18 protein-coding genes are annotated in these 21,209 nt (G+C 62.0%); 9 read left to right on the forward strand and 9 right to left on the reverse strand.

Going from position 1 to position 21,209, the window contains the following annotated elements:
• Positions 1–63 precede the first annotated feature (63 nt).
• Complete coding sequence (gene glpX / locus FHS54_RS12115; RefSeq protein ID WP_167304058.1) at positions 64–1,047, forward strand: class II fructose-bisphosphatase; 984 nt, start codon at positions 64–66, stop codon at positions 1,045–1,047.
• 66 nt (positions 1,048–1,113) lie between these two features.
• Here glpX and FHS54_RS12120 read toward each other — a convergent pair whose 3' ends face one another.
• The 5 genes from FHS54_RS12120 to FHS54_RS12140 all read right to left on the reverse strand — a co-directional run bounded on the left by FHS54_RS12120 (position 1,114) and on the right by FHS54_RS12140 (position 6,812).
• Positions 1,114–1,491 carry a MerC domain-containing protein gene (locus FHS54_RS12120; protein WP_167304059.1) on the reverse strand — a complete coding sequence of 126 codons (378 nt, stop codon included), beginning with the start codon at positions 1,489–1,491 and terminating at the stop codon, positions 1,114–1,116.
• 147 nt (positions 1,492–1,638) lie between these two features.
• Positions 1,639–3,423: a sensor domain-containing diguanylate cyclase gene (locus tag FHS54_RS12125; RefSeq protein ID WP_243855740.1), complete on the reverse strand. Its 1,785-nt coding sequence runs from the start codon at positions 3,421–3,423 to the stop codon at positions 1,639–1,641.
• Positions 3,424–3,562: 139 nt separating this feature from the next.
• On the reverse strand, positions 3,563–3,970 hold the full coding sequence (gene clpS, locus FHS54_RS12130) for an ATP-dependent Clp protease adapter ClpS (protein ID WP_167304060.1): 408 nt from the start codon (positions 3,968–3,970) through the stop codon (positions 3,563–3,565).
• 112 nt (positions 3,971–4,082) lie between these two features.
• Positions 4,083–4,943 carry a phasin family protein gene (locus tag FHS54_RS12135; RefSeq protein ID WP_167304459.1) on the reverse strand — a complete coding sequence of 287 codons (861 nt, stop codon included), beginning with the start codon at positions 4,941–4,943 and terminating at the stop codon, positions 4,083–4,085.
• Positions 4,944–5,072: 129 nt separating this feature from the next.
• Positions 5,073–6,812: a PHA/PHB synthase family protein gene (locus tag FHS54_RS12140; protein WP_167304061.1), complete on the reverse strand. Its 1,740-nt coding sequence runs from the start codon at positions 6,810–6,812 to the stop codon at positions 5,073–5,075.
• A 140-nt stretch (positions 6,813–6,952) separates the two neighbouring features.
• On the opposite strand from FHS54_RS12140, the gene FHS54_RS12145 reads away from it, so the two are divergent.
• The 3 genes from FHS54_RS12145 (at position 6,953) to FHS54_RS12155 (ending at position 9,436) form a co-directional block, all read left to right on the forward strand.
• Positions 6,953–8,161, forward strand: coding sequence for an LL-diaminopimelate aminotransferase (locus FHS54_RS12145; RefSeq protein ID WP_167304062.1), 1,209 nt, complete (start codon positions 6,953–6,955; stop codon positions 8,159–8,161).
• Positions 8,162–8,408: 247 nt separating this feature from the next.
• The gene (locus FHS54_RS12150; protein WP_167304063.1) at positions 8,409–8,903 is read left to right on the forward strand and encodes a DUF2721 domain-containing protein; all 495 of its coding nucleotides are present in this window, start codon (positions 8,409–8,411) and stop codon (positions 8,901–8,903) included.
• A complete protein-coding gene (locus FHS54_RS12155) occupies positions 8,900–9,436 on the forward strand; it encodes a (2Fe-2S)-binding protein (RefSeq protein ID WP_167304064.1) in 537 nt (178 codons plus the stop codon). Before FHS54_RS12150 ends, FHS54_RS12155 begins: the two co-directional genes overlap by 4 nt.
• 3 nt (positions 9,437–9,439) lie before the next feature.
• Here FHS54_RS12155 and FHS54_RS12160 read toward each other — a convergent pair whose 3' ends face one another.
• The 3 genes from FHS54_RS12160 to FHS54_RS12170 all read right to left on the reverse strand — a co-directional run bounded on the left by FHS54_RS12160 (position 9,440) and on the right by FHS54_RS12170 (position 13,448).
• A complete protein-coding gene (locus FHS54_RS12160) occupies positions 9,440–10,249 on the reverse strand; it encodes a DODA-type extradiol aromatic ring-opening family dioxygenase (protein ID WP_167304065.1) in 810 nt (269 codons plus the stop codon).
• 102 nt (positions 10,250–10,351) lie between these two features.
• The gene (locus FHS54_RS12165; RefSeq protein ID WP_167304066.1) at positions 10,352–12,925 is read right to left on the reverse strand and encodes an HWE histidine kinase domain-containing protein; all 2,574 of its coding nucleotides are present in this window, start codon (positions 12,923–12,925) and stop codon (positions 10,352–10,354) included.
• Positions 12,918–13,448, reverse strand: a complete 531-nt coding sequence (locus FHS54_RS12170) for a biliverdin-producing heme oxygenase (protein ID WP_243855768.1) — start codon at positions 13,446–13,448, stop codon at positions 12,918–12,920. The genes FHS54_RS12165 and FHS54_RS12170 overlap by 8 nt, the downstream gene beginning before the upstream one ends.
• A gap of 248 nt (positions 13,449–13,696) precedes the next feature.
• Here FHS54_RS12170 and FHS54_RS12175 point away from each other — a divergent pair, with 248 nt between their 5' ends.
• From FHS54_RS12175 to FHS54_RS12185, 3 genes are all read left to right on the forward strand, one after another.
• Positions 13,697–14,518 carry an RcnB family protein gene (locus tag FHS54_RS12175; RefSeq protein ID WP_243855741.1) on the forward strand — a complete coding sequence of 274 codons (822 nt, stop codon included), beginning with the start codon at positions 13,697–13,699 and terminating at the stop codon, positions 14,516–14,518.
• Positions 14,519–14,638: 120 nt separating this feature from the next.
• A complete protein-coding gene (locus FHS54_RS12180) occupies positions 14,639–15,316 on the forward strand; it encodes a 2OG-Fe(II) oxygenase (RefSeq protein ID WP_167304067.1) in 678 nt (225 codons plus the stop codon).
• 184 nt (positions 15,317–15,500) lie between these two features.
• On the forward strand, positions 15,501–15,971 hold the full coding sequence (locus FHS54_RS12185) for an RcnB family protein (protein ID WP_167304068.1): 471 nt from the start codon (positions 15,501–15,503) through the stop codon (positions 15,969–15,971).
• Positions 15,972–16,186: 215 nt separating this feature from the next.
• On the opposite strand, the gene FHS54_RS12190 is transcribed toward FHS54_RS12185, so the two are convergent.
• Positions 16,187–17,767: a lysine--tRNA ligase gene (locus tag FHS54_RS12190; RefSeq protein ID WP_167304069.1), complete on the reverse strand. Its 1,581-nt coding sequence runs from the start codon at positions 17,765–17,767 to the stop codon at positions 16,187–16,189.
• Positions 17,768–17,890: 123 nt separating this feature from the next.
• Between FHS54_RS12190 and FHS54_RS12195 the strand changes: the two genes are divergently transcribed.
• Both FHS54_RS12195 and FHS54_RS12200 read left to right on the forward strand, forming a co-directional pair.
• Entirely contained in the window at positions 17,891–20,641 is a 2,751-nt protein-coding gene (locus FHS54_RS12195; protein ID WP_167304070.1) for a helicase C-terminal domain-containing protein, read from the forward strand.
• A complete protein-coding gene (locus FHS54_RS12200) occupies positions 20,638–21,180 on the forward strand; it encodes a SixA phosphatase family protein (protein WP_167304071.1) in 543 nt (180 codons plus the stop codon). The genes FHS54_RS12195 and FHS54_RS12200 overlap by 4 nt, the downstream gene beginning before the upstream one ends.
• The last annotated feature ends 29 nt before the right edge of the window (positions 21,181–21,209 follow it).

Genomic DNA, 21,209 nt, shown 5'->3' on the forward strand with positions numbered 1-21,209 from the left:
GCTCGACAAGGCGGGAGCGACCTCCTATCGCCTGCTGCAAATAGAGACAGCGAAGGAATAACTATGGTGCAGGCTAGTTCGATTCTCGACCGCGTCTTGGTGCTGGAAATGGTGCGTGTCACCGAAGCCGCCGCCATCGCCGCTTCCAAGCTGATCGGGCGCGGGGATGAAAAGGCCGCCGACGCCGCAGCGGTTGAGGCCATGCGCCTCGCCTTCAACGATCTTTACATGGATGGCACCGTCGTCATCGGCGAGGGCGAACGCGACGAAGCGCCGATGCTCTATATCGGGGAAAAGGTCGGCAATGCGATCGGCACCGGGCCGAAGATCGACATCGCGCTTGATCCGCTGGAAGGCACCACGATCACGGCAAAGGCCGGTCCCAACGCGCTGGCCGTGCTCGCGATTTCCGAAGAAGGCGGGCTGTTGAACGCGCCCGACGTCTATATGGAAAAGCTGGCGGTCGGCCCTGGCTATCCCGAAGGCGTGATCGACCTCAACCGTTCGGTGAAGGAAAATGTCGAGGCTGTGGCCAAGGCCAAGGGCGTTGAGCCGGGCGAACTCATCGTATGCGTCCTGGACCGCCCCCGTCATGAGAAGCTGATCGCGGAACTGCGCGCCATCGGCTGCGGCATCATGCTGATTCCCGATGGCGACGTGGCCGGCGTGATCGCAACCACCGACCCGGAAACGAACATCGACATCTATATGGGATCGGGCGGCGCACCTGAGGGCGTGCTGGCTTGCGCTGCGCTGCGCTGCGTGGGCGGCCAGTTCAAGGGCAAGCTGTTGTTCCGCAATGACGATGAACGTGGCCGCGCCCGCAAATGGGGCATCACCGATCTCGACAAGGTCTATGACCTCAAGGAACTGGCGAAGGGCGATTGCATCTTCGCAGCGACCGGCGTTACCGACGGATCATTGCTCGCGGGCGTAAAGCGCCTGCCGGGTGGCAAGCTGACCACCGACAGCGTCGTGATGCGCGCCAGCACCGGAACCGTGCGTTGGGTCAAAGGCGAACATCATCTGGATCGTAAGCAAGCCTGATCCGGGCAGCAACGTCACAATGAAAAGGGGACCGCGCAGGTCCCCTTTTTTATGGCATGGGATCGATCAGCGGCCTGCGCGGTGATTGAGATCATGGCCTAGCGCCAGGATCGCTACCCCTAGCAAGGTATAGGCGCTTTCCTGCCACCCATGATCCAGGGTCATCGCCCCTGCCATGATGCCCAGACCCAGAGCACCGACCGCTGCCGGCATCATGTATCCATGAGCGATAGCGCCATGCCCCAGCGCCACCGCGCCGAGCAGGATCGCCAACACCAGCCCAACCTCATGGAAGAGGGGATTGTCAAAAATCCCCCCCGCCGAAGCGAGCATGCCGAGCAGCACAGCGGTCCCCAGGCAATGCGCCACGCACATGCCCGAAATAGCGATCGCAATGCGGTCAAGGCGGCCCGTCGACAGGCTGGATCGGAAGCTGGTGGCCATGGTGGCGGATACATAGGGCAGTAGAGATGAAGTTACAACATATCATTGGCAACTTTATCACGCTCCGCCAGATGTCCGATCATCTGGGGCAAGCGCGCCATCAACATGCATCGCCGGGACGAGCACCAAGCAGCCGTAAATCTACCCTCAGGCAGCCAGGCGCAGGCAGTTTCGCCCGCCATTTTTGGCCCGATAAAGCGCCTTGTCGGCCGCCTCCAGCAATTCGGTCGCCCCGGCTGCACTCTTCAGTTCGACGAGACCGGCACTGAACGTGACAGATATCGCCTCACCCGTGTCTGTCCGCATGGGATGGGTAGAAACCGAATCACGCAGCCGTTCGCAAATCATGCTGGCGCGATGGACGTCCACCCCGACCAGCAGGATGGCGAACTCCTCGCCGCCCAGTCGTCCAATACTATCCATTCCGCGCAACCCAGGGCGCAAGCGAGAGACAAAGCCGGACAATATCTTGTCACCGATGATATGGCCGTAGCGGTCATTGACCGATTTGAAATGGTCGATGTCGATCAGCAGGAGACAGGAACGTTCCCCCGCGGCGGCCCGCCGGATCTCTCCTTCCAGCTTTTCCAGAAACGCCGACCTGCTGTCTGCACCGGTCAGCGAATCGGTGGACGCCGCCCTTTGAAGCGCTCTCTGCCGCGCCTTGTGCCGCGACATATCCCGAATCGTGCTGATCACGCCCGTTGGCATGCCGCGCTCATCGACCACCGCGCGCGTCACCATCTCGCACCAATCGAGATCTGCGACGTGCAGACCGGGGCGGAACTCGACAGTCTGGACCTCACCTGGATGGGCGAGCGCGCGCCGGTGCGAACGGGCCACTTCCGCCCTGTCCTGCGGATCGACGAAGTCGGCCGCATCGCGTCCGATCAGCATATCCGGTTCGCATCCCAACTGATCGATCGCGGAAGGCGATGCATATTGGATGACGCCATCGACGCCCAGTTCCAGCACAACGTCGCCGCTATGTTCGGCAATGGCGCGATAACGTGCTTCGCTTTCCTGCAGCATCTGGAACAACCGACGGCGCCGGTTGAGTTCGGCGGCGACAGGGATCGTCAGCAGGAAGCTGAAGGAGAGAAACAGTTGTAGAAATTGTATCCGTTCACCCAGGGTGCCGGGCACCATATGGAAAGGCCCATGCCCCATCATGGTCGCCCCTCCGCCGATGACCGCAAGAATGACTACCGAAGCGGCTGCACCCAGATAACCAGTGCGGAATGCAATCGCCACCATCGGCAAAAGAAGCACGAACAACATGGGATAGCGCGCAAGATAAAAGACGTGGACCGTCACTGCAGCGAAAAAGATCAGAAGCCCCAATGCCTCCCACTTGCTCTTGCGCGACGTTTCCCGGCTCCAGCGCCGGGCCTCCCCCTGGAAGAACATCATCAGAATTGGTGCGAAAGTAAGGCCGCCAAGCACATGGCCGCTATACCATTGCAGCCATGAGGCCCCGAACGTCACGGGCGTAAGGGAAGAAGCAACATAGGCGGCGGCAAGCCCGGCGATTACATTGGCCGGAATGCTGAGCGCCAGGACAAAGACCAGCAGCGGGCGTTTCGACGGGTCGGTCAGGTGGCGGTCGGGTTCGAAGCGACGGCACAGCAGGACGACGATCAAAGCTTCCGCAATATTGATCAGGGCCATCGGCGCAGCCGCGATCGGTCCCATGCCGAACAGCGATGTCGATATCATGCTGGCGATACCGCAGCACAGGATGATGCCAGGCCATTGCCGAGTCTGTGACCTCTGAAGCTCCGCCATCAACAGCGCGTTTGCCAGCCAGATATAGGCCAGTCCGCCTTCAAAGCGAGAAATGAGCAACGCTATGGTGGCTAGAAGGAAATAAGCCACACCCGCGATGAGCGGCGCAAAACGAGAAACGAAAGAGGGTGAAGAGAGGCTCATGCCCAACGACATTTAGCTCTGCGTGGTTAACATATGCTAACCACGGGCGCTGCCGGTTGGAACGCAGCAAGGCTGCGTCAGACGTTAAAGGCGACTGGAGGCGGCGGTGGGCACCTGACCCCGGCCCGTCGAGATATGCTCAGGCCTTTTCGAGCGTGCACTGAAGCGGGTGCTGGTTCTGCCGGGCGAAATCCATCACCTGGTTGACCTTGGTTTCCGCAACTTCATAACTGAAGACACCGCAGATGCCGACGCCGCGCTGGTGAACGTGCAACATCACGCGTGTCGCCTCTTCCATATCCATGCGGAAAAACTGCTGCAGGACGTGGACGACAAATTCCATCGGCGTGTAGTCGTCGTTCAGCATCAGCACCTTGTAAAGGGACGGTTTTTTCGTCCGTGTGCGTGTGCGAGTCGCGACGCCGACATTGGGACCGCCCGGCCCTTCGCCCTGGTCGTCCTGATCCTTGCCCGCCATCATCGCGGGATATGTCGATTTGCTGGTGCTGCTCATGTCGAGCGAGAATATGGCGATTCGATCCGTCATGGCAAGGGCAGGCTGGCGCCGCGGGGCGCGATCATGCCATGCAGAAAAGGAGACGGCCCCCACCCGAGGGTGAGAGCCGTCTTTTATCCCTGTCGTTAAGTGCTTCGGCCGATCAGGCGGCGAAGGACTTAACCTTGTCGGTGACGACAGTTACGCGCGCGGTCAGCGGCTGGGCGACGTCGCCCGCCAGCTTGATCAGCGCTTCGCTGCTCTTCGCCGCTTCCTTGGTCAGCTCGTCAAAGCTGGCCGAGAACAGCTGGCTCTGCAGCTGGAAGAATTCGGTCGGCGTCTTGACGGTCGAAAAGCTCTTGATCGACGCGGTTGCCTTTTCAAAATTCTTGCGGCTGTAGTCGACGGCATCCTGGCCCAGGCTTTCCATGCCCTTCGCGGCAATCTTGCCGGATTCGACCAGTGCTTCGACATTGCCCTTGGCGATGTCGCTCATCTCTTCAATCGCCTTGGTCGACTTCTCGACGCCAACCTTCGCCTTTTCGTTCAGGTCGGTATAGACCGACTCGAGCTTGGCCTTGGTATCTTGGGCGAACTTCTTTCCGGTTTCCATCACGTCGTTCATCATCTTCGTTCCTTCTGTGGCGGGCAGCAATACGGGCTCTACCGGCCCGGCCTGGGATGACAGGCTCTTAATGTCTTTCAGTTCCACCGGAGCTTCATCTGCTACGGCAATCGAATCGGAGGGGGCAGGCTCTACAGCCACGCTCGCACCGGCTGGCTCAGGCGCGGCATCCACTGCGGTTGTCGCCGCAGCGATCACGACTGGATCAGCCTTGACCGTCGGAGCTGGTTTCGCACGTGCCGGCGCTTTAGCCGGTTTTGCGGGGGCCGACGGCGGTGATCCGGGGCTGGAACCCACTGCCGCTTCCGCAGCCTTCAATGCCTCGCCGGCCGACAGAGTGGACGAAGTCTTGTTCACCACAGTCCGTTTGCGAGGAACTGGCTTGGGTTTCATTGCCATGGTCACCCTCCTTTGCTGCAATGCACAATAAGCGAATCGGACTACAGTTTCAAGCTTATTTTTGTGCAGTGCAGCAAAGTGGGTTTTCGACACGCATTGTTGCAGAAAAAACAGTGACAACTCTGTATGTTAGCGGGTCTTGACGTAACGTCCGGGCGCATCCTCTATCGCCTTGAGCGCGCCCCCGCCCGGCTTTCGAGCGCCCTTTACCAGCACGGTGGAATCACCCAAAGAGGCTATCCAATCGCGCCAATCGGGCCACCAGCTGCCTTTCGTCTCCGTGGCCTGTTCAATGAAATCGTCCAGCGTGACCTGGGACTGGTCCGTGGCCCAGAACTGATATTTGCCTGCGGACGGCGGATTGACGACCCCGGCAATATGCCCCGATCCCGCCAGGATGAACCGGACCGGCCCTGAAAGATGCTGGGTCAGCTTCCACACGCTCTGCGGCGGTGCAATATGATCCTCGCGTCCCGCCTGAATATAGGCAGGGGTCTCGATCCTGCGCAGGTCCAGCGGCGTCCCGTCGATGCTCAACGCATCAGGCGCGACCAGCAAATTGTCCCGATACAGCTGCGTCAGATAATCCTTGTGCCAGCGGGCGGGCAGGTTTGTCGTGTCGCCGTTCCAATACAGCAGATCGAACGGCGGATAATCCTGCCCCAGCAGGTAGTTGTTGACCACATAGTTCCAGATGAGGTCGCGACCGCGCAGCAGGTTGAAGGTCGCCGCCATATACCGGCCGTCGAGGAACCCACCCGACGACAGCTGGTCCAGCAGCTTCATCTGGTCATCGTCGATGAAAAGGCTGAGGTCGCCCGCTTCGCTGAAATCCACCTGTGCCGTGAAGAAGGTGGCGCTGGCCACCTTGTCCGCCTCTCCGCGCGCCGCCAGCAGCGCAAGCGTCGCGGCGAGCGTCGTTCCGGCGACACAATAGCCGATGGTGTGAACCGCCGGAACTCCCAGCAGCTCTCGCACGGTGTCGATCGCATCCACTTGCCCGCGCAGGATATAATCGTCCCACTGCAAATCCTTCATCGACGCATCGGCGGACTTCCAGGACAGGAGGAAGACGCTGATCCCCTGGTCCAGCGCCCATTTGACGAAGCTTTTTTCAGGCGACAGGTCGAGGATGTAGAAGCGGTTGATCCAGGGCGGGAAGATGAGCAGCGGCGTTTCCATCACCCGCTCGGTCGTCGGCGTATAATGGATGAGCTGGTAAAGCGGCGTTTCCTTGATCACCTTGCCAGGTGTCGCCGCAATGTTGCGCCCGACTTCGAAGCTGCTGCCATCGGTATGGGTAAGCTGCCCCTTTTCCAGATCGGCGAGCATGTTCTGCAGGCCCTTGACCAGGTTTTCGCCGCCGCTTTGAAGCGTTTTTTCAACCACTGTCGGGTTGGTGAAGGCAAAATTGCTGGGTGCCATGGCATCGATCATGCCGTTGGTGGCGAAACGCAGCTTCGCCTTCTGCTTGGGGTCGGCACCGTCGACCGTGTCTGTCAGCTGTAGCAGATAGTCAGACAGCAGCAGATAGCTTTGCCGGATCAGATCGTAAAAGGGGTGATTGGACCAGGCCGGATCGGCGAAACGGCGGTCCCGTGCCGCAGCGGGGCTGCCGGGTGGTGGCGGTTCAGGCTGGTCGCGCAACATGCCGCCTGAAGTCAGGAAGCGCTGCCATAGCGCCAGCCCTTCATCGGCAAAGCTCGTCTGTATCCGCGCGACAGCGTCGGCGTCGAACGGCAGCGTGCGGCCTACCGCGCCCGCCGCCTGTTCCAGCAGAAGCTGCTGGGCCCGACCGAGCATGTGAGTCCATTGCTGCATCTGTTCAAGCGTCGGCAGATGGGGTTCATTCAGGTCGTTCGCTTTCATGGCCACCATCCCTTTTCCGGCATCGCCCGGTCCGCCGCTTTCGCTAGCGCGTCGCTGCCGGGCGCGTTATAGCCAAACCGTGCCACGCCCTGCGTGCGCAGGCTACTATCCCCCACGGAGACCTTTCAGGAAAGCCTATAATGTCCGAAGAATTTTACCGCATGAAGCGCCTGCCGCCCTATGTCATCGCCGAAGTCAATGCGATGCGAGCGGCCGCGCGTGCGGCGGGCGAGGACATTATCGACCTGGGGATGGGCAATCCCGACCTGCCGCCGCCGGACCATGTCATCGCAAAGCTGTGCGAAGTCGCGCAGAAACCCAGCGCGCATGGCTATTCCCAGTCGATGGGAATTCCGGGACTGCGCAAGGCCCAGGCAAATTATTATGGCCGCCGTTTCGGCGTAGACGTTGACCCTGAAACCGAGGTCGTCGTGACGATGGGATCGAAGGAGGGGCTGGCCAGCCTTGCCAATGCGATCACCGCGCCGGGCGACGTCGTGCTGGCACCCAACCCCAGTTACCCCATTCACATGTTCGGGTTCATTATCGCGGGCGCGACCATCCGGTCGGTGCCGACGACGCCGGACGAAAATTACTGGAAATCGCTTGAGCGGGCGATGGCGTTTACCGTGCCGCGCCCCTCCATCCTCGTCGTTGGCTATCCCAGCAACCCGACAGCCGAAACGGTCGATCTCGCCTTTTACGAGCGGCTGGTGGCTTGGGCGAAGGAGAATAATGTCTGGGTTCTTTCGGACCTTGCCTATTCGGAACTTTATTATGACGGCAATCCAACGCCTTCCATCCTCCAGGTGCCGGGGGCAAAGGATGTTGCGGTCGAATTCACCTCGCTCAGCAAGACCTATTCGATGGCCGGTTGGCGGATTGGCTTTGCCGTCGGCAACCGGCAGCTGATCGCCGCGCTCAAGCGGGTGAAATCCTACCTCGACTATGGCGCGTTCACGCCGATTCAGGCAGCGGCCTGCGCCGCGCTGAATGGGCCGCAGGATATAGTGCAAAAGAACCGCGAACTCTATCACAGGCGTCGCGATGTCATGGTGGAAGCCTTTGGTCGCGCGGGCTGGGAAATTCCCGCGCCCCGGGCCTCGATGTTCGCCTGGGCCCCGCTGCCGCCCGCGCTGAAAGACATGGGCAGTCTGGAATTTTCCAAGCAACTGCTGACTCATGCCAAGGTCGCCGTCGCCCCCGGCGTCGGCTATGGCGAGGATGGTGAAGGCTATGTCCGCATCGCCATGGTCGAAAATGAGCAGCGGCTGCGGCAGGCGGCGCGCAACATCAAGCAATATCTGAAGTCCATGGGCGTCGACACGCCTGCCAAGGGTGCCGCCTGAGCGAGGATGGCGGACAAGGCTATCGGTCGCACATTCTGGGGAATGCGTGCGGCTGCATCGCGGCAATCTTGTTCCTGATGGGATCAGCCACCGTCTTTATTGGGTCGGTGTTCGGCGATTGCACGATCGATTCGGACTGCGCGCGAAAGAATGATGCAGGTCATATACTGTGGATCGCCCCGCTTTCCGCCCTTGTCATTTTCTTCGCAATACGCTGGTTTGTCGAAAAGATGAAAGCAAGCACGCGATGAACCCCATTCCCCAATTTGCCGACGTATCCCAGGTTTCACAGGTCGCGCAGACAATCCAGCTGGCCCTCGCTCCGGTATTCCTGCTGGCGGGTATTGGGGCGTTTCTCAATGTCTGCGTGGGGCGGCTTGCTCGCATCATCGACCGCGCGCGGCGGGTGGAAGAACGCATCCTGACCAGCCGGGGCAGGGAACATGACCGCATGGTCGCCGAAATCCGGGTGCTGGATCGTCGGATGAGCGTGGTCAACAGCTCGATCTTCCTGACCGTGGTATCGGCCTGCGCGGTCTGTCTGGTCGTTATTCTGTTGTTCGCGGGCAATCTGTTTGGTGCGCACCTGGGCACGTTGATCGCGATATTGTTCAGCCTGGCCATGCTGTTGCAGGCCGCTGCCTTTGGCACATTCATCCAGGAAATCCGGCTCGGCTCACGCATCATCCACATCCGCAATGAAGTGCTATATCATGAGGCGGAGGTGGAAGACGCGTCATGACGAAATTCACCGTCAACGACCGTCCCGTCCAATATCGCATGGACCCCGACACGCCGCTGCTATGGGCGTTGCGTGACGCATCCAACCTGACCGGGACCAAATATGGCTGCGGCACGGGGGACTGCGGCGCGTGCACGGTCGATATTGACGGCGAAGCGGTCAGGTCATGCCAGGTCACGATTGGCTATGCGGAAGGGCGCTTCGTCACCACGATCGAAGGGCTATCGCCTGACCGTGGCCATCCGCTGCAACAGGTCTTCGCCGCCGACAATGTCTCGCAATGCGGCTACTGCATTCCCGGCATGATCATGACCGCCGCCGTCCTGCTGAAACGGAATAACGACCCCAGCGATGATGAGATGGACACCGCCATCACCAACATCTGCCGCTGCGGCATCTACCCCCGCCTTCGCGCCGCCATTCGCCGCGCAGGCCGCATCATCCGCGGTGAGGAGCAGGTCGAAGCAGCCCCGCCACCCGGCATCACCCCCGAAGAGGCCGCTCGCACCGTCCCGGCGCTGCGCAGGCTCTGACCTTTAGCCGAAACGGTAGGCTGACACAGTCCAGCCCAGCACCGTGCTGCGATGGTCCAACCGTGCAGCATCGTCCGCCCCCGCGCCCAATGCCACCATCAGCGGCAACAAATGCTCTTCACGCGGATGAGCGAAACACGCCTCAGGCAATTGATCCCAGGCACTGACGCGCGCTGCCCGTCTCTGCGGGTCAGCATCGGTCACGGCGCTGGCCAGCGCATCATCCCATTCCACCGCGCGATCGGTTCCTTCCGGGCCGCGCACGCGCATATTGTGAAAACTCATCCCCGATCCAACGATCAGCACCCCTTCGTCCCGCAGCGCCGCGAGCGCGCGTCCCGCCGCGATGTGAGCGGCCGGGTCAAGATCCCGCCGCAGCGACAGTTGCACGACCGGGATTCCAGCATCAGGCAATGCCACCTTCATCGGGATGAAGACGCCATGATCCCACCCGCGCTCCTTTTCTTCGGCAACCGGGAAGTCGGCGTCCCTCAACAATGAAGTGACGCGCCTCGCCAATCCGGGATCGCCCGGCGCATCCCATCGCAAAGCGTAGGTGTGCGGCGGGAAGCCGTTATAATCGAACAGCAGCGCAGGCCTGGCCCCGCCATGGACCGTGAACAACGGTTCTTCCCAATGCGCTGATACGATCAGCATCGATCGGGGCCTTTCGGGCAAATCGGATATCAGCCCGGCCAGATAGTTCTGCATCGGGTGCCACATGGGGTCGCTGTGCAGACGGTCGGGATCGGAAGGGTCCATGAAGAAGCACGGACCGCCGCCATGCGGGATGAAGAGGCTGGGTTGTTTCATGACGCCAAGATCATGCGCTTTGTCGCCATGCGCAACATCGCGCGCTGAAACAATGCGTTTCAACCCAAGCCGCTTCCTATCCGACTGCGCCGGCCAAGCTGTTCAGGATCGGCCTTCCTCATCGACCAACGGAGCGATGGCTTGGGCGAGCGTCGCGCCCGAATATGGCTTTTTGAGTAGGGTGACATGATTGTAACGCGCGGGCAGTTCCAGCCCGTCGCCATAGCCGGTCGCGAAAATGAAGCTCACCCTCCGTTCGGTCAGCAAATCCGCGATGGGCAGGCTGGTTTCATTCCCCAAGTTGAAATCAAGCACGGCGAAATCGACCTTGCGCAACGCGATCGCTTCGCGCGCACGGCCTATGCTGGCTGCGGTGATGACGTCGGCACCAAGATCGCGCAGCGCATCCTCTCCGTCCATGGCGATGATCATATTATCTTCGACCAGCAGCACGGTGCGGCCCTTGAGCAATTCGGGCGTGGCGTCGGGCACGGCCTGGGCGCGTTCCTTGTTCACGATGTCCGGCAGCACCGACGCCACATAGGTCGATGGAATACAGAAGTGCGCTTCTACCCCTGCGAGCCGATAGGACACTTCCGCCTTGCCACCCAGGTCGTAAGGAATGGACCTTTCTATGACCGTCGACCCGAAACCTCGGCGGGTGGGCGCGACCACGGCGGGGCCGCCATTTTCTATCCAGTGGAGCAGCAGGCTGCCATCCACATCGACATGCCAGTCGATGGAGACCACGCCGCCGTCGGACAATGCGCCATATTTGGCAGCATTGGTCAAAAGTTCATGGATCACGAGCGCCATGACCGTAAAGGCCGAAGGCGTCAGCAATATATTGGGGCCGGTCAGTTTTACCCGGTCCCGCCTTTCGCCAAGATAGGCACCCGCCTCCACCTCGATCAGGTCATACAGCCGCGCGGGCGACCAACGATCAGCCGTGATCTGGTCATGGGCGCGCGCCAGGGCGTGAACCCGGCTCTCCAATGTCCCGATGAACTCTTCCACCGATCCAGCGCTGCCGCGCGTCTGCGACAGCAATCCGCGGATCACGGACAGGATATTGCGAACGCGATGGTTAAGCTCAGCGATGAGAAGTTCCTGCTTCTCATGCGCGCGGTGCCGTTCCTCATTGGCGGAATCCGACAGGCGCAGCACCACCTCCAGCAAGGCCGTGCGCAACGCTTCAGCGACGCGCAATTCCGGCGGCGTGAACGGCACGGCGGTGCCCTTCACCAGTTGCGACCATTCCTCGAAACTCTTGCGCGGCGTCAAACGGGGGCCGTTCGGCCCATATTCGATATGCTTTTCCTGATTGCCTGCCCAGCGAACCGAACGGAGTTGTTCGGGCCTGAACAAAACCACATAATCACGCGGGCGACGCGACAGCGGGATGGCGAGCAGCCCAGCGGCGCGGTCGGCAAAGGCGGCGGCTTCCGGCATGATGCGGGACAGGCTGTCGGTGGTGTAGACTTGGCTGGCGGCGGTGCGATTGAGCAGGTTTATCAGCGCTGCGAAGGATGTTTCATCAGGCGTCAATCCTGACAGCGTCATCTGGCCGTCAATATAAACCCCCACGCCTTCAGCCGGGATCGTGTCGAAAATGACGTCGCCCAGCCACCGGGCATTGGACAAAAGATCATTATCCTGCGCGACAGCCGACATCAGTCGGTCAGCCACCTGCCGCGCTTTGCCCTCATAGTCCGCAACTTCGGCACGCTCGCGGCTTTCCAGCATCATGGAAAATATCTGGCCGAACAGTTCGGCGGCACTGCGCTGCGCGAAACTGGGCAGGCGCGGGCCATAATGGTGGCAGGCGAAAAGGCCCCACAGCCTTCCTCCCACGATGATGGAAATGGAAAGCGATGCGCCCACACCCATATTGCCGAGATATTCGATATGAATGGGAGAGACTGCCCGCAACAGGCTGAGCGACATGTCGAGCGCCACCCCTGACGGGTCGAGCACGGGCACGACCGGCACCGGCTCTGCCTTCACATCCGCGATCACGCGGAAGATGTTGCGCAGGTAAAGCGCGCGCGCTTGCTGCGGAATGTCCGATGCGGGGTAATGAAGCCCGAAAAAGCTGTCTATGCCCGGCCGCAAGGCTTCGGCGACGACTTCACCGTCTCCGCCCTCGGCGAAGCGGTAGACCATGACCCGGTCGAAGCCCGTCAGCGCCCGCACCTGGCGCGCGCCATCGCGCAGGAACGGCGACATGCCGTCTGCCTGCGCCAGTCGCGCCACCATGGAACGGACCATGCCGGTCGCTTCCATCTCATCGGCGCGGGCAGGTTCCGCCTCAATGATCACGAGTGAACCGGAGAAATGCACGGCCACGTCGAAGGGTGGGCATCCATCGACCAGGACGAGGGAGAACATCCGCTCAACCGCATCCGCCCCGCGCAGGAGCGTGATTCGGTTGCGTAAGGTGTGGATCGCGTCGGGAGAGAAGATGTCGCTGATCGGGTGGCCCAGCATGTCCTGTGGCGTCAGCTTGATGAACTGGTCGATATTCGCCGATACGCGCGACACCAGCCAGTCGGAGGTCAGCGCGACCAGAAACCCGAAAGGCTGGATCATGCCCGGAACGTGGATCGGTTCGCGGTCGCAATTGCTGATGTCGACGGCAAAGCCTGCACCCTCTGGTTCGGGGCCATCAGCCATGCGTCAATGCCTGCTCGCTGGACGCGGCGGCGGCGAACAGCGCAAAGGCCGCTTCGGCACCTTGTACCGCTTCACCGATCCAATCATCGCCCTCCCCTTCAGCCGCGGCGTCGAGCGACTGCTGGAAGGCCTGCCACCCACCCTTTTCATGCACCGACGAAAGATAGGCGCGGGGAAGGCCGGTAGCGACCCGGCGTTCGAGCACGGACCCACCCAGCCGCGACCCTTCCAGCGCGTACAGCGCGCCCCAGCGGAACGCGTCGCTGTCTGACGTCTGCATGATGAGGGCGTCAGGCATTGATTCACCCAGCGCCGCGAGATCCGCCGCCAATTTGGGCAGGCGCGACGCGTCAGGCCGGGCCATCGCCTCCAGCGGAGCAAGCGCGCGGGCATGGGCCTTCAAAAAGGCACCATAGCTTTCCGGCGTGTCCAGGGAAAAACGGGAAAACAAATCGTCGACGCGCTGATGCCCCGCCATCGTCGCTTCACGCAGGGCCTGTCGCACACGGCCAGAAATAGGCATTCTCTTCACTCGGCATTCCTAATGGCAGTTATCGGGTCGCGCCTTGATGCAAATCAGCTTATTCGGCTTAGTCGCTCGGTTCGTGGGGTTTTCTTTCCCCCCGAAGATCCGAGACTCTATTTTCCTACGACCGTGCGCTAACAATAGGGCCCTTTCAAATTGCTGACAAACAAGTTCAGCCTCTCGACATGGCAGCTAAAGTAACAAGGCAGCATGAGGGCGCGATGCCCTAACGGAAAGCGAAGATCATGTTGAAGAAAATCATGCTGTTGGGACTGATGTCGGCGACAATATTAGGCGGCACAGCCCCCGCTTATGCCCAACGTGGGGACGATAGTGGATGGCGCGGTCGCAGCGAGCGGCCCGCCGCCCGTGCCGACAGCGGACGTCAGGGCGGCGAAGCGCGTCAGCAGCGCCAGGGCCAGCGCGCGCAACAGCAACGCCGCGACGATCGACCTGCCGCGCGGGTGGTACAGCCACGACCCCAGGCACGCTGGCAGGGTGAGGCGCGCAGGCCCAATAACATAGGCACCGAACGCCGCGAAGGCTGGCGCGTCATGCGCTCATCGCAGGATGGCCCTCGTGCATTGCAGGAAAACCGGCGTGAAACACGCGATAACCGCCGAGAGGACCGCCGGGTCGATCGGCGAGACGACCGTCGGGGCAATGAGCGGTGGAATAATGACGATCGGCGCTGGCGCGGCAATGCCGCCGTTGGCCGACGGTTCGACGATCGCACCCGCTGGAGCAGCCAGCGGCGCTGGAACAATGACTGGCGGCAGGATCGCCGTTACGACTGGCGCAGCTATCGCTCCCATTATAGCGATCGCTACCGCGTCGGACGTTATCATGCCCCGCGCGGATGGAGTTACGGCTATAATCGCTATTCGATAGGGATCGTCCTCAACAGCCTGTTATTCTCCAACAGCTATTGGATCAACGACCCCTGGTCATACCGCCTGCCGCCCGCTTATGGGACGCTGCGCTGGGTCCGCTATTATGACGATGCGCTGCTGGTCGACATTCGCGATGGCTATGTCGTCGATGTGATCCACGACTTCTTCTGGTGAACGACATCCGCGAATCATATTGCAACGGCTGAATGACCTTCAGACTGATTGGACCCGAAGTCACAGGCTTCGGGTCTTTTTCATTTGCGGCGTCGGGATCAACGGTGGCAGGAAGCGTTCATGACTGCTGTGATCGATGATGGAGGCGTTGCATCCGCCGCTCGTGCACGGATCGGGCAGACCGTGCGTGCCCGGCTGGACCGCAATCCCATGGTCAGCCGCATCAACGCCCCCTTACTGGAAATCTACGGACGCCGCGATTTTTTGAGCGAGGCTGAGTGCGCGGATTTGCGGGCGCTGATCGACGCGGGCGCGCAGCCTTCCACCCTGTTTTCAGATGGTGCCAATGCCGAATATCGCACCAGCCATAGCTGCAACCTGGACCCGGCGAACCCGCTGGTCATGGCGGTCAGCGACCGGATTTGCGCGCTGACCGGCCTGCCCGCCGATCATGGCGAAACGCTGCAGGGCCAGCGCTATGTCGCAGGCCAGGAATATAAGGCGCATTGCGACTATTTTCCGGTCACCGCCAACTACTGGCCCGCCATGCGCAAGTCGGGCGGGCAGCGAAGCTGGACCGCGATGATCTATCTGTCCGCCGTCGACGCAGGGGGTGAAACCCATTTTCCGCACTGCGAATTCATGGTGCCACCGGTTGAGGGCATGATCCTGGTCTGGAATAATATGAATCCCGACGGCGCACCCAATCCCAACAGCCTGCATGCCGCCAAGCCGGTGGAAGGCGGGATGAAATATGTGGTCACCAAATGGTTTCGTGAACGGCGCTGGGGAGCCTGAGGCATCCTGCCGCCTTCATCATCTATGATACACATTGCGACATAAATGACCGGTAGCTGACCGACCCGTTCGCGGTCGGTTCAGCGCAAGCCGGGCATAAGCATCATGTTGGCGGCGGATCCTGCCAAAGGGCTGAAAAGTTAAGCCTCGCAGGTTCAACCGCCAAGATGATGGGAGAAATTATATGCGTAAGTTGATCATCCTGGGCCTGATCGCAGCAACCGCCATGCCCGGCGCGGCCATGGCCCAGTCGCGCGGCGAGGTCCGCGACAGCGCGCGGGAACTGCGGCAGGAACAGCGTGAATTGCGCGACGCCCGCCGCTATGGCGACCGCCGCGATGTGCGCGAAGAGCGCCGCGATGTGCGAGAAGCGCGGCGTGAGGTGCGGGAAGATTGGCGCGACTACCGCCGTTCAAACCGCAATGTCTATCGTGCAGGAAACTGGCGTGCGCCTTTCCGCTACCAGCGCTGGAACGAAGGCGCGCGAATCCGGCCCGCTTATTATAGCTCACGCTATTATATCAGCGATCCCTATCGCTATCGCCTGCCCCGCCCCGGCAACAACCTGCGTTGGGTAAGGCACTATAATGACGTGCTGCTGGTCAACGTCCGCAGCGGTCGGGTCATGCAGGTGCATCGCGGCTTTTTCTGGTAATCGCGATAGGCTTTAAAAAAAGCGTCGGCCCCGGGTCTATGATCCGGGGCCGTTCTGATTCCGGGCGTATTGGAGGAAGTTAAAACCCTTGGCCGCGCCGCTCGTCTCCGAGCGGGCGCGGCCGATGACACGCGCGAGGCGCGCCATCAGTCCGAAAGGGGGGTGGACCACAGGATGTAACGTTCGGGGGTGCGTAATGTTCCGCACCCGCCGCCTTATTCTCCTAACGCCTCGGCGATCAGTCGGCGGCTGTTGGCAATGCCGTACAGGGCGATGAAACTACCCATGCGCGGCCCCTGATCGGCACCCAGGAGCGTTTGATACAGCGCCTTGAACCAGTCCCTCAACTCGGCAAATCCGAACTCTTCATCCTTGCCAATCGCATAGACGATGTTCTGCACATCTTCCGCGCTCGCGTCGGCGGGCAGAGCCGCCAGCTCCGCGTCCAGCCTGCGAAGCGCGGCGGCTTCGTTCGGCTCTGGCGCGCGGCGCTGAAGCGTCGGCGCGACGAAATCCCGGTGATAGGCGAGCGCATGACCGATCAGCGCATCCAATTCAGGATAGGCTTCCGCGCTGGCACCCGGCACATAATTTTGCAGATATCCCCACACCTGATCGCGCCGGGCATCGCTCATCACGCCGACAAGGTTCAGCAGCAAGCCGAAGGTTACCGGCAATTCGCCTTCAGGCAGGGTGCCGTTGTGAACATGATGGACCGGGTTGCCCAACTGCTGTTCGACCGCCTGCTTGGGATAATTGCCGCGGAACTGCCAATATTCGTCCACCGCGCGCGGGATGACGCCCATGTGCAGTTGCTTGGCCTTTTTCGGCTCGCGATAGGCGTAGAAGGCCAGGCTCTCCTGCGGGCCATAGGTCAGCCATTGTTCAAGGCTGAGGCCATTGCCCTTGGACTTGGAGATTTTCTCTCCCTTTTCATCCAGGAACATTTCGTAGTTGAAGCCCTCAGGCGGGCGAGCGCCCAGCGCGCGGCAAATCCGCGAACTTTGCGTGACCGAATCGATCAGGTCCTTGCCCGCCATTTCATAGTCGACGCCCAGCGCGACCCAGCGCATGGCCCAGTCGACCTTCCATTGCAGCTTGGCCCCGCCCGACAGGATCGACTGTTCGATGATTTCGCCTTCATCCTCGAAACGGACCAGGCCGGCATCCGCGTCAATCACCTCGACCGGGACCTGCAGCACGATGCCGCTTTTGGGACTGACCGGCAGGACCGGGGAATAGGTCGCCTGCCGTTCCTTGCGCAGCGTCGGCAGCATGATGTCCAGAATGTCCTGATAGTGGCGCAGGACATTCTTCAGCGCATCGTCGAACGCGCCGGACCTGTAGCGATCTGTCGCCGAAACGAATTCATAGTCGAAACCAAAGCGGTCGAGAAAATCCCGTAGCATCGCATTATTGTGGTGCGCGAAGCTCTCAAACTTCCCGAACGGATCGGGCACCTGCGTCAGCGGCTTGCCCAGATGTTCCGTCAGCATCGCCTGGTTGGGGACATTGTCCGGCACCTTGCGCAGCCCGTCCATGTCGTCGCTGAACGCGATGAGGCGGGTCGGAATGTCCGACAGCGCATGATAGGCATTGCGCACCATGGTCGTGCGCAGCACTTCGTTGAACGTGCCGATATGCGGCAGGCCCGATGGGCCATAACCGGTTTCGAACAGGATATAGCCTTTGTCAGGCGCGCCCTGCGGATAACGCTTCAGAAGCTTGCGGGCTTCCTCATAGGGCCAGGCCTTGGACGCTTGCGCGGCGGTGCGGATGATTTCGGACACAGTCATGATGCAATGCCCCTAGCCCCGGTCTGGATGAAAGGGAACGGGTAAAGAAAACCGGCCTCGGTTCGCCGTCTTTGGCCCAATTTCAGGTTTCCCTTTTGTTCCGTGTCGCCTAATCGAACAGACGTGATCGACCCTGCCGCCCTGCCCGCCCTTCACGCCAGCCATGGTGGCATCTGGCTGCGCGACGGGTCGAGCACGCAGGCGGTAGCCAAGGGCAACGCGATCGGGCGCGCGGCGGAAACGCCGGTCCTGCTGCTCAATGCGCCGCTGACGGGGCAGAGGCTGGGCTATCCCGACCTGAACGGGCTGGACCTGCTGGAACTGTGGGCCTTTGTGCACCCTGCCCGCTTTCTTGTGCCCACGGCCAAGGGACTGGCAGAGGCACTGGGGCTGGAACGGCCCACAGCCGAAGCGGATATTCCCGCATTGTTGCAATCGGCAACAGCCGCCTTGCTCAGCATATTGGAAGGTTCCGATTGGGCCGAACGCGAAGGCGGCTGGACCAGCGCCCAGTCGCTTCATCGCCTCCGCTGGCCCTGGAGCCCCCTGGTCGCACCGCGTATCCGCCGCCCCGCCGAAGCAGAACGCTGGCTGTTTACCCGACTGCCCGAATGGGACGAAGCGCCACCCCGACCCGCCGCCCGATCCATCGCTTTGCAGGAGGAAGCGGTGCTGTCGCGCCTTTCCGACCTTACCGGCGCACAGGCCGAAGCTCGGCCGGGCCAGCGCGCCTATGCGGCGGCGGCGGTGGAGGCTTTCCTGCCCCGCGCGCACCGTGATCAGCCCAACATGTTGCTGGCCGAAGCGGGGACAGGCATCGGCAAGACGCTGGGCTATCTGGCCCCGGCGTCCCTATGGGCGACACAGGCGCAGGGTACGGTGTGGATTTCCACCTATACCAAGGCGCTGCAACGACAGCTTGATCGCGAAAGCCTGCGCCTGTTCCCTGACCCCGCGACCGCCGCGCGGCGTGTCGTGGTGCGCAAGGGCCGGGAAAATTATCTTTGCCTGCTCAATCTGGAGGATGCGCTGCAAGGCGGCTTTGCCGGACGCGCCGCCATATTGGCGCAGTTGGTGGCGCGCTGGGCGGCCTACAGCAAGGATGGCGACATGGTCGGCGGCGACCTGCCCGGCTGGTTGCCTACCCTGTTCCGGCGCAATGGATCGACCGCGCTGACCGACCGGCGGGGCGAGTGCATCTATGCGGGATGTCCGCATTACCGCAAATGCTTCATCGAACGGTCTGCGCGCGCGTCCGCCGAAGCGGATATCGTCATCGCCAACCATGCGCTGGTAATGATCAACGCCGCGCGCGGCCGGGAAACCGGGCAGCGCCCCCAACGCATCGTTTTCGACGAAGGCCACCATCTGTTCGACGCGGCTGACGCAACCTTTTCCGTGGCGCTATCCGGGCATGAAGCGATCGAGCTGCGCCGTTGGATCATGGGACCGGAAGGCTCTTCGCGCGGGCGGCGGCGCGGGCTGGCGGCGCGCCTGTCCGACCTTGCCAGCTATGATGAGGAAGGCGGCGATGCCATCCGCGCGGCGGCGGACGCGGCGCGGGCCTTGCCCGCCGACGAATGGCTGAAGCGCATCGTCGCGGGCGAACCATTCGGCCCGGTCGAACAGCTGCTCGCCGCCGTGCGCGGGACCGTATATGCGCGCGCCGCCGATACGGGCGAGGCGGATGCTGGCTATGGGCTGGAAACGGAGCTGGCCGAACCTGACGGGGCGCTGGTGGAGGCTGCGCAGGATGCCGCGCTGGCGCTGGATGCGCTGCTGCGTCCGCTCGCCCGGCTCGCCAAGCGGTTGGAAGCGGTAGTGGAGGACGCGCCGGACTGGCTGGACGGTGCGGCGCGGGCCCGGATCGAAGGCGCGATCGCGTCGCTCGGCTGGCGGCGTGACCTGATCACGGCATGGCTGGCTTTGCTCGCACGGATCGGTGGACCTGCCGACCCGGACTATGTCGACTGGCTGACGGTCGACCGGGTAGAGGGGCGCGAATATGACATAGGCGTCCACCGCCACTGGCTCGACCCCACCCGGCCCCTTGCCGAAACAGTGTTGAAGCCCGCCCATGGCGTGCTCGTCACTTCGGCGACGCTCAAGGGTGGCGGCGACTGGAGCAATGCCGAAAGCCGCAGCGGCGCTGCCCACCTGGCACGCGGAGCGCAGCGGTTCGAAGCGGCCAGCCCCTTCGACTATCCCAGCCGCGCCGAAGTGCTGATCGTCACCGATATCAAGCGCGGCGACATCGCTGCCCTGTCGGGTGCCTATGCCCGGCTGATCGAAGCGGCGGGCGGCGGCACGCTGGGCCTGTTCACCGCCATCCGGCGGTTGCGGGCGGTCCACGCACGGATCGCCGACCGGCTCGCACGGGGCGGGCTGCCGCTTTACGCACAGCATGTCGATCCAATGGACACCGGCACGTTGATCGACATTTTCCGCGACGATCCGCGCGCGTCGCTGTTGGGTACGGACGCCCTGCGCGATGGCGTGGACGTGCCGGGCCAGTCGCTGCGGCTGGTGGTGATGGAGGGGGTTCCTTGGTCCAAACCCACCGTGCTTCATGCCGCGCGGCGACTTGCTGGCGGCGGCGCGGCCTATGACGACCGGCTGATCCGCGCCAGATTGGCCCAGGCCTTCGGTCGGCTGATCCGCCGTGCGGAAGATAGCGGCAGCTTCGTCATTCTGTCGGCCGCCATGCCCAGCCGCCTGCTCAGCGCCTTTCCGCCTGGCACGCCTATCCGGCGGGTGACATTGGATGAAGCGATCATAGCGGTCAGCGCCCATTCCCGCGCTGGCATTGGCGGCGGTGCGGCGCTACGGCATCAGGACGACGAATCCGGCACGCACGACCTGGAGCAAAGATGAAGCGGCTGACCCTTTTCCGCCATGCCAAATCCGACTGGGACGATCCGGTAGCACGCGATTTCGATAGGCCACTTAATCGACGGGGAGAAAAGGCGGCATTGATCGTTGGCCAGTTCGCCCGGTCGCACAATATGCAGTTCGACATGCTGGTCGCGTCGCCCGCCGTGCGCGTCACGCAGACATTGGACACTTTCCTGGCTGGCTATGGCGACCCGCTTGAGCCGCACTGGGACCGGCGCATTTATCTGGCGTCGGCGGCCACCTTGTTTGACGTGATCCGCGACCTGCCCGAAACCGCGGACAGCGTGTTGATGGCGGGACATAATCCGGGGCTGGAGGAACTGATATTGGAACTTGTGCCCGATAATGGGGCAAGCCCGCTGCGGGAGGATGTCGAGGTCAAGTTTCCGACTGCCAGCCTGGCGGCGATGGATCTGGCGATCGACCATTGGACCGAAGCGCGCAAGAATGTCGCAACGCTGGCGAGCTTCATTCGCCCCCGTGATATCGATCCTGCGCTCGGTCCCGGATCACGCTGAACCCAAGCGGCTGAAGGCATTGTCGGCGC

This window comes from Sphingobium vermicomposti, assembly GCF_011762025.1.
Taxonomy (GTDB): domain Bacteria; phylum Pseudomonadota; class Alphaproteobacteria; order Sphingomonadales; family Sphingomonadaceae; genus Sphingobium; species Sphingobium vermicomposti.

Coding starts and splice junctions, on each gene's coding strand:
- glpX (WP_167304058.1), top strand. CDS start 64: ATGGTGCAGGCTAGTTCGATTCTCGACCGCGTCTTGGTGCTGGAAATG.
- FHS54_RS12120 (WP_167304059.1), bottom strand. CDS start 1,491: ATGGCCACCAGCTTCCGATCCAGCCTGTCGACGGGCCGCCTTGACCGC.
- FHS54_RS12125 (WP_243855740.1), bottom strand. CDS start 3,423: ATGAGCCTCTCTTCACCCTCTTTCGTTTCTCGTTTTGCGCCGCTCATC.
- clpS (WP_167304060.1), bottom strand. CDS start 3,970: ATGACGGATCGAATCGCCATATTCTCGCTCGACATGAGCAGCACCAGC.
- FHS54_RS12135 (WP_167304459.1), bottom strand. CDS start 4,943: ATGGCAATGAAACCCAAGCCAGTTCCTCGCAAACGGACTGTGGTGAAC.
- FHS54_RS12140 (WP_167304061.1), bottom strand. CDS start 6,812: ATGAAAGCGAACGACCTGAATGAACCCCATCTGCCGACGCTTGAACAG.
- FHS54_RS12145 (WP_167304062.1), top strand. CDS start 6,953: ATGTCCGAAGAATTTTACCGCATGAAGCGCCTGCCGCCCTATGTCATC.
- FHS54_RS12150 (WP_167304063.1), top strand. CDS start 8,409: ATGAACCCCATTCCCCAATTTGCCGACGTATCCCAGGTTTCACAGGTC.
- FHS54_RS12155 (WP_167304064.1), top strand. CDS start 8,900: ATGACGAAATTCACCGTCAACGACCGTCCCGTCCAATATCGCATGGAC.
- FHS54_RS12160 (WP_167304065.1), bottom strand. CDS start 10,249: ATGAAACAACCCAGCCTCTTCATCCCGCATGGCGGCGGTCCGTGCTTC.
- FHS54_RS12165 (WP_167304066.1), bottom strand. CDS start 12,925: ATGGCTGATGGCCCCGAACCAGAGGGTGCAGGCTTTGCCGTCGACATC.
- FHS54_RS12170 (WP_243855768.1), bottom strand. CDS start 13,448: ATGCCTATTTCTGGCCGTGTGCGACAGGCCCTGCGTGAAGCGACGATG.
- FHS54_RS12175 (WP_243855741.1), top strand. CDS start 13,697: ATGTTGAAGAAAATCATGCTGTTGGGACTGATGTCGGCGACAATATTA.
- FHS54_RS12180 (WP_167304067.1), top strand. CDS start 14,639: ATGACTGCTGTGATCGATGATGGAGGCGTTGCATCCGCCGCTCGTGCA.
- FHS54_RS12185 (WP_167304068.1), top strand. CDS start 15,501: ATGCGTAAGTTGATCATCCTGGGCCTGATCGCAGCAACCGCCATGCCC.
- FHS54_RS12190 (WP_167304069.1), bottom strand. CDS start 17,767: ATGACTGTGTCCGAAATCATCCGCACCGCCGCGCAAGCGTCCAAGGCC.
- FHS54_RS12200 (WP_167304071.1), top strand. CDS start 20,638: ATGAAGCGGCTGACCCTTTTCCGCCATGCCAAATCCGACTGGGACGAT.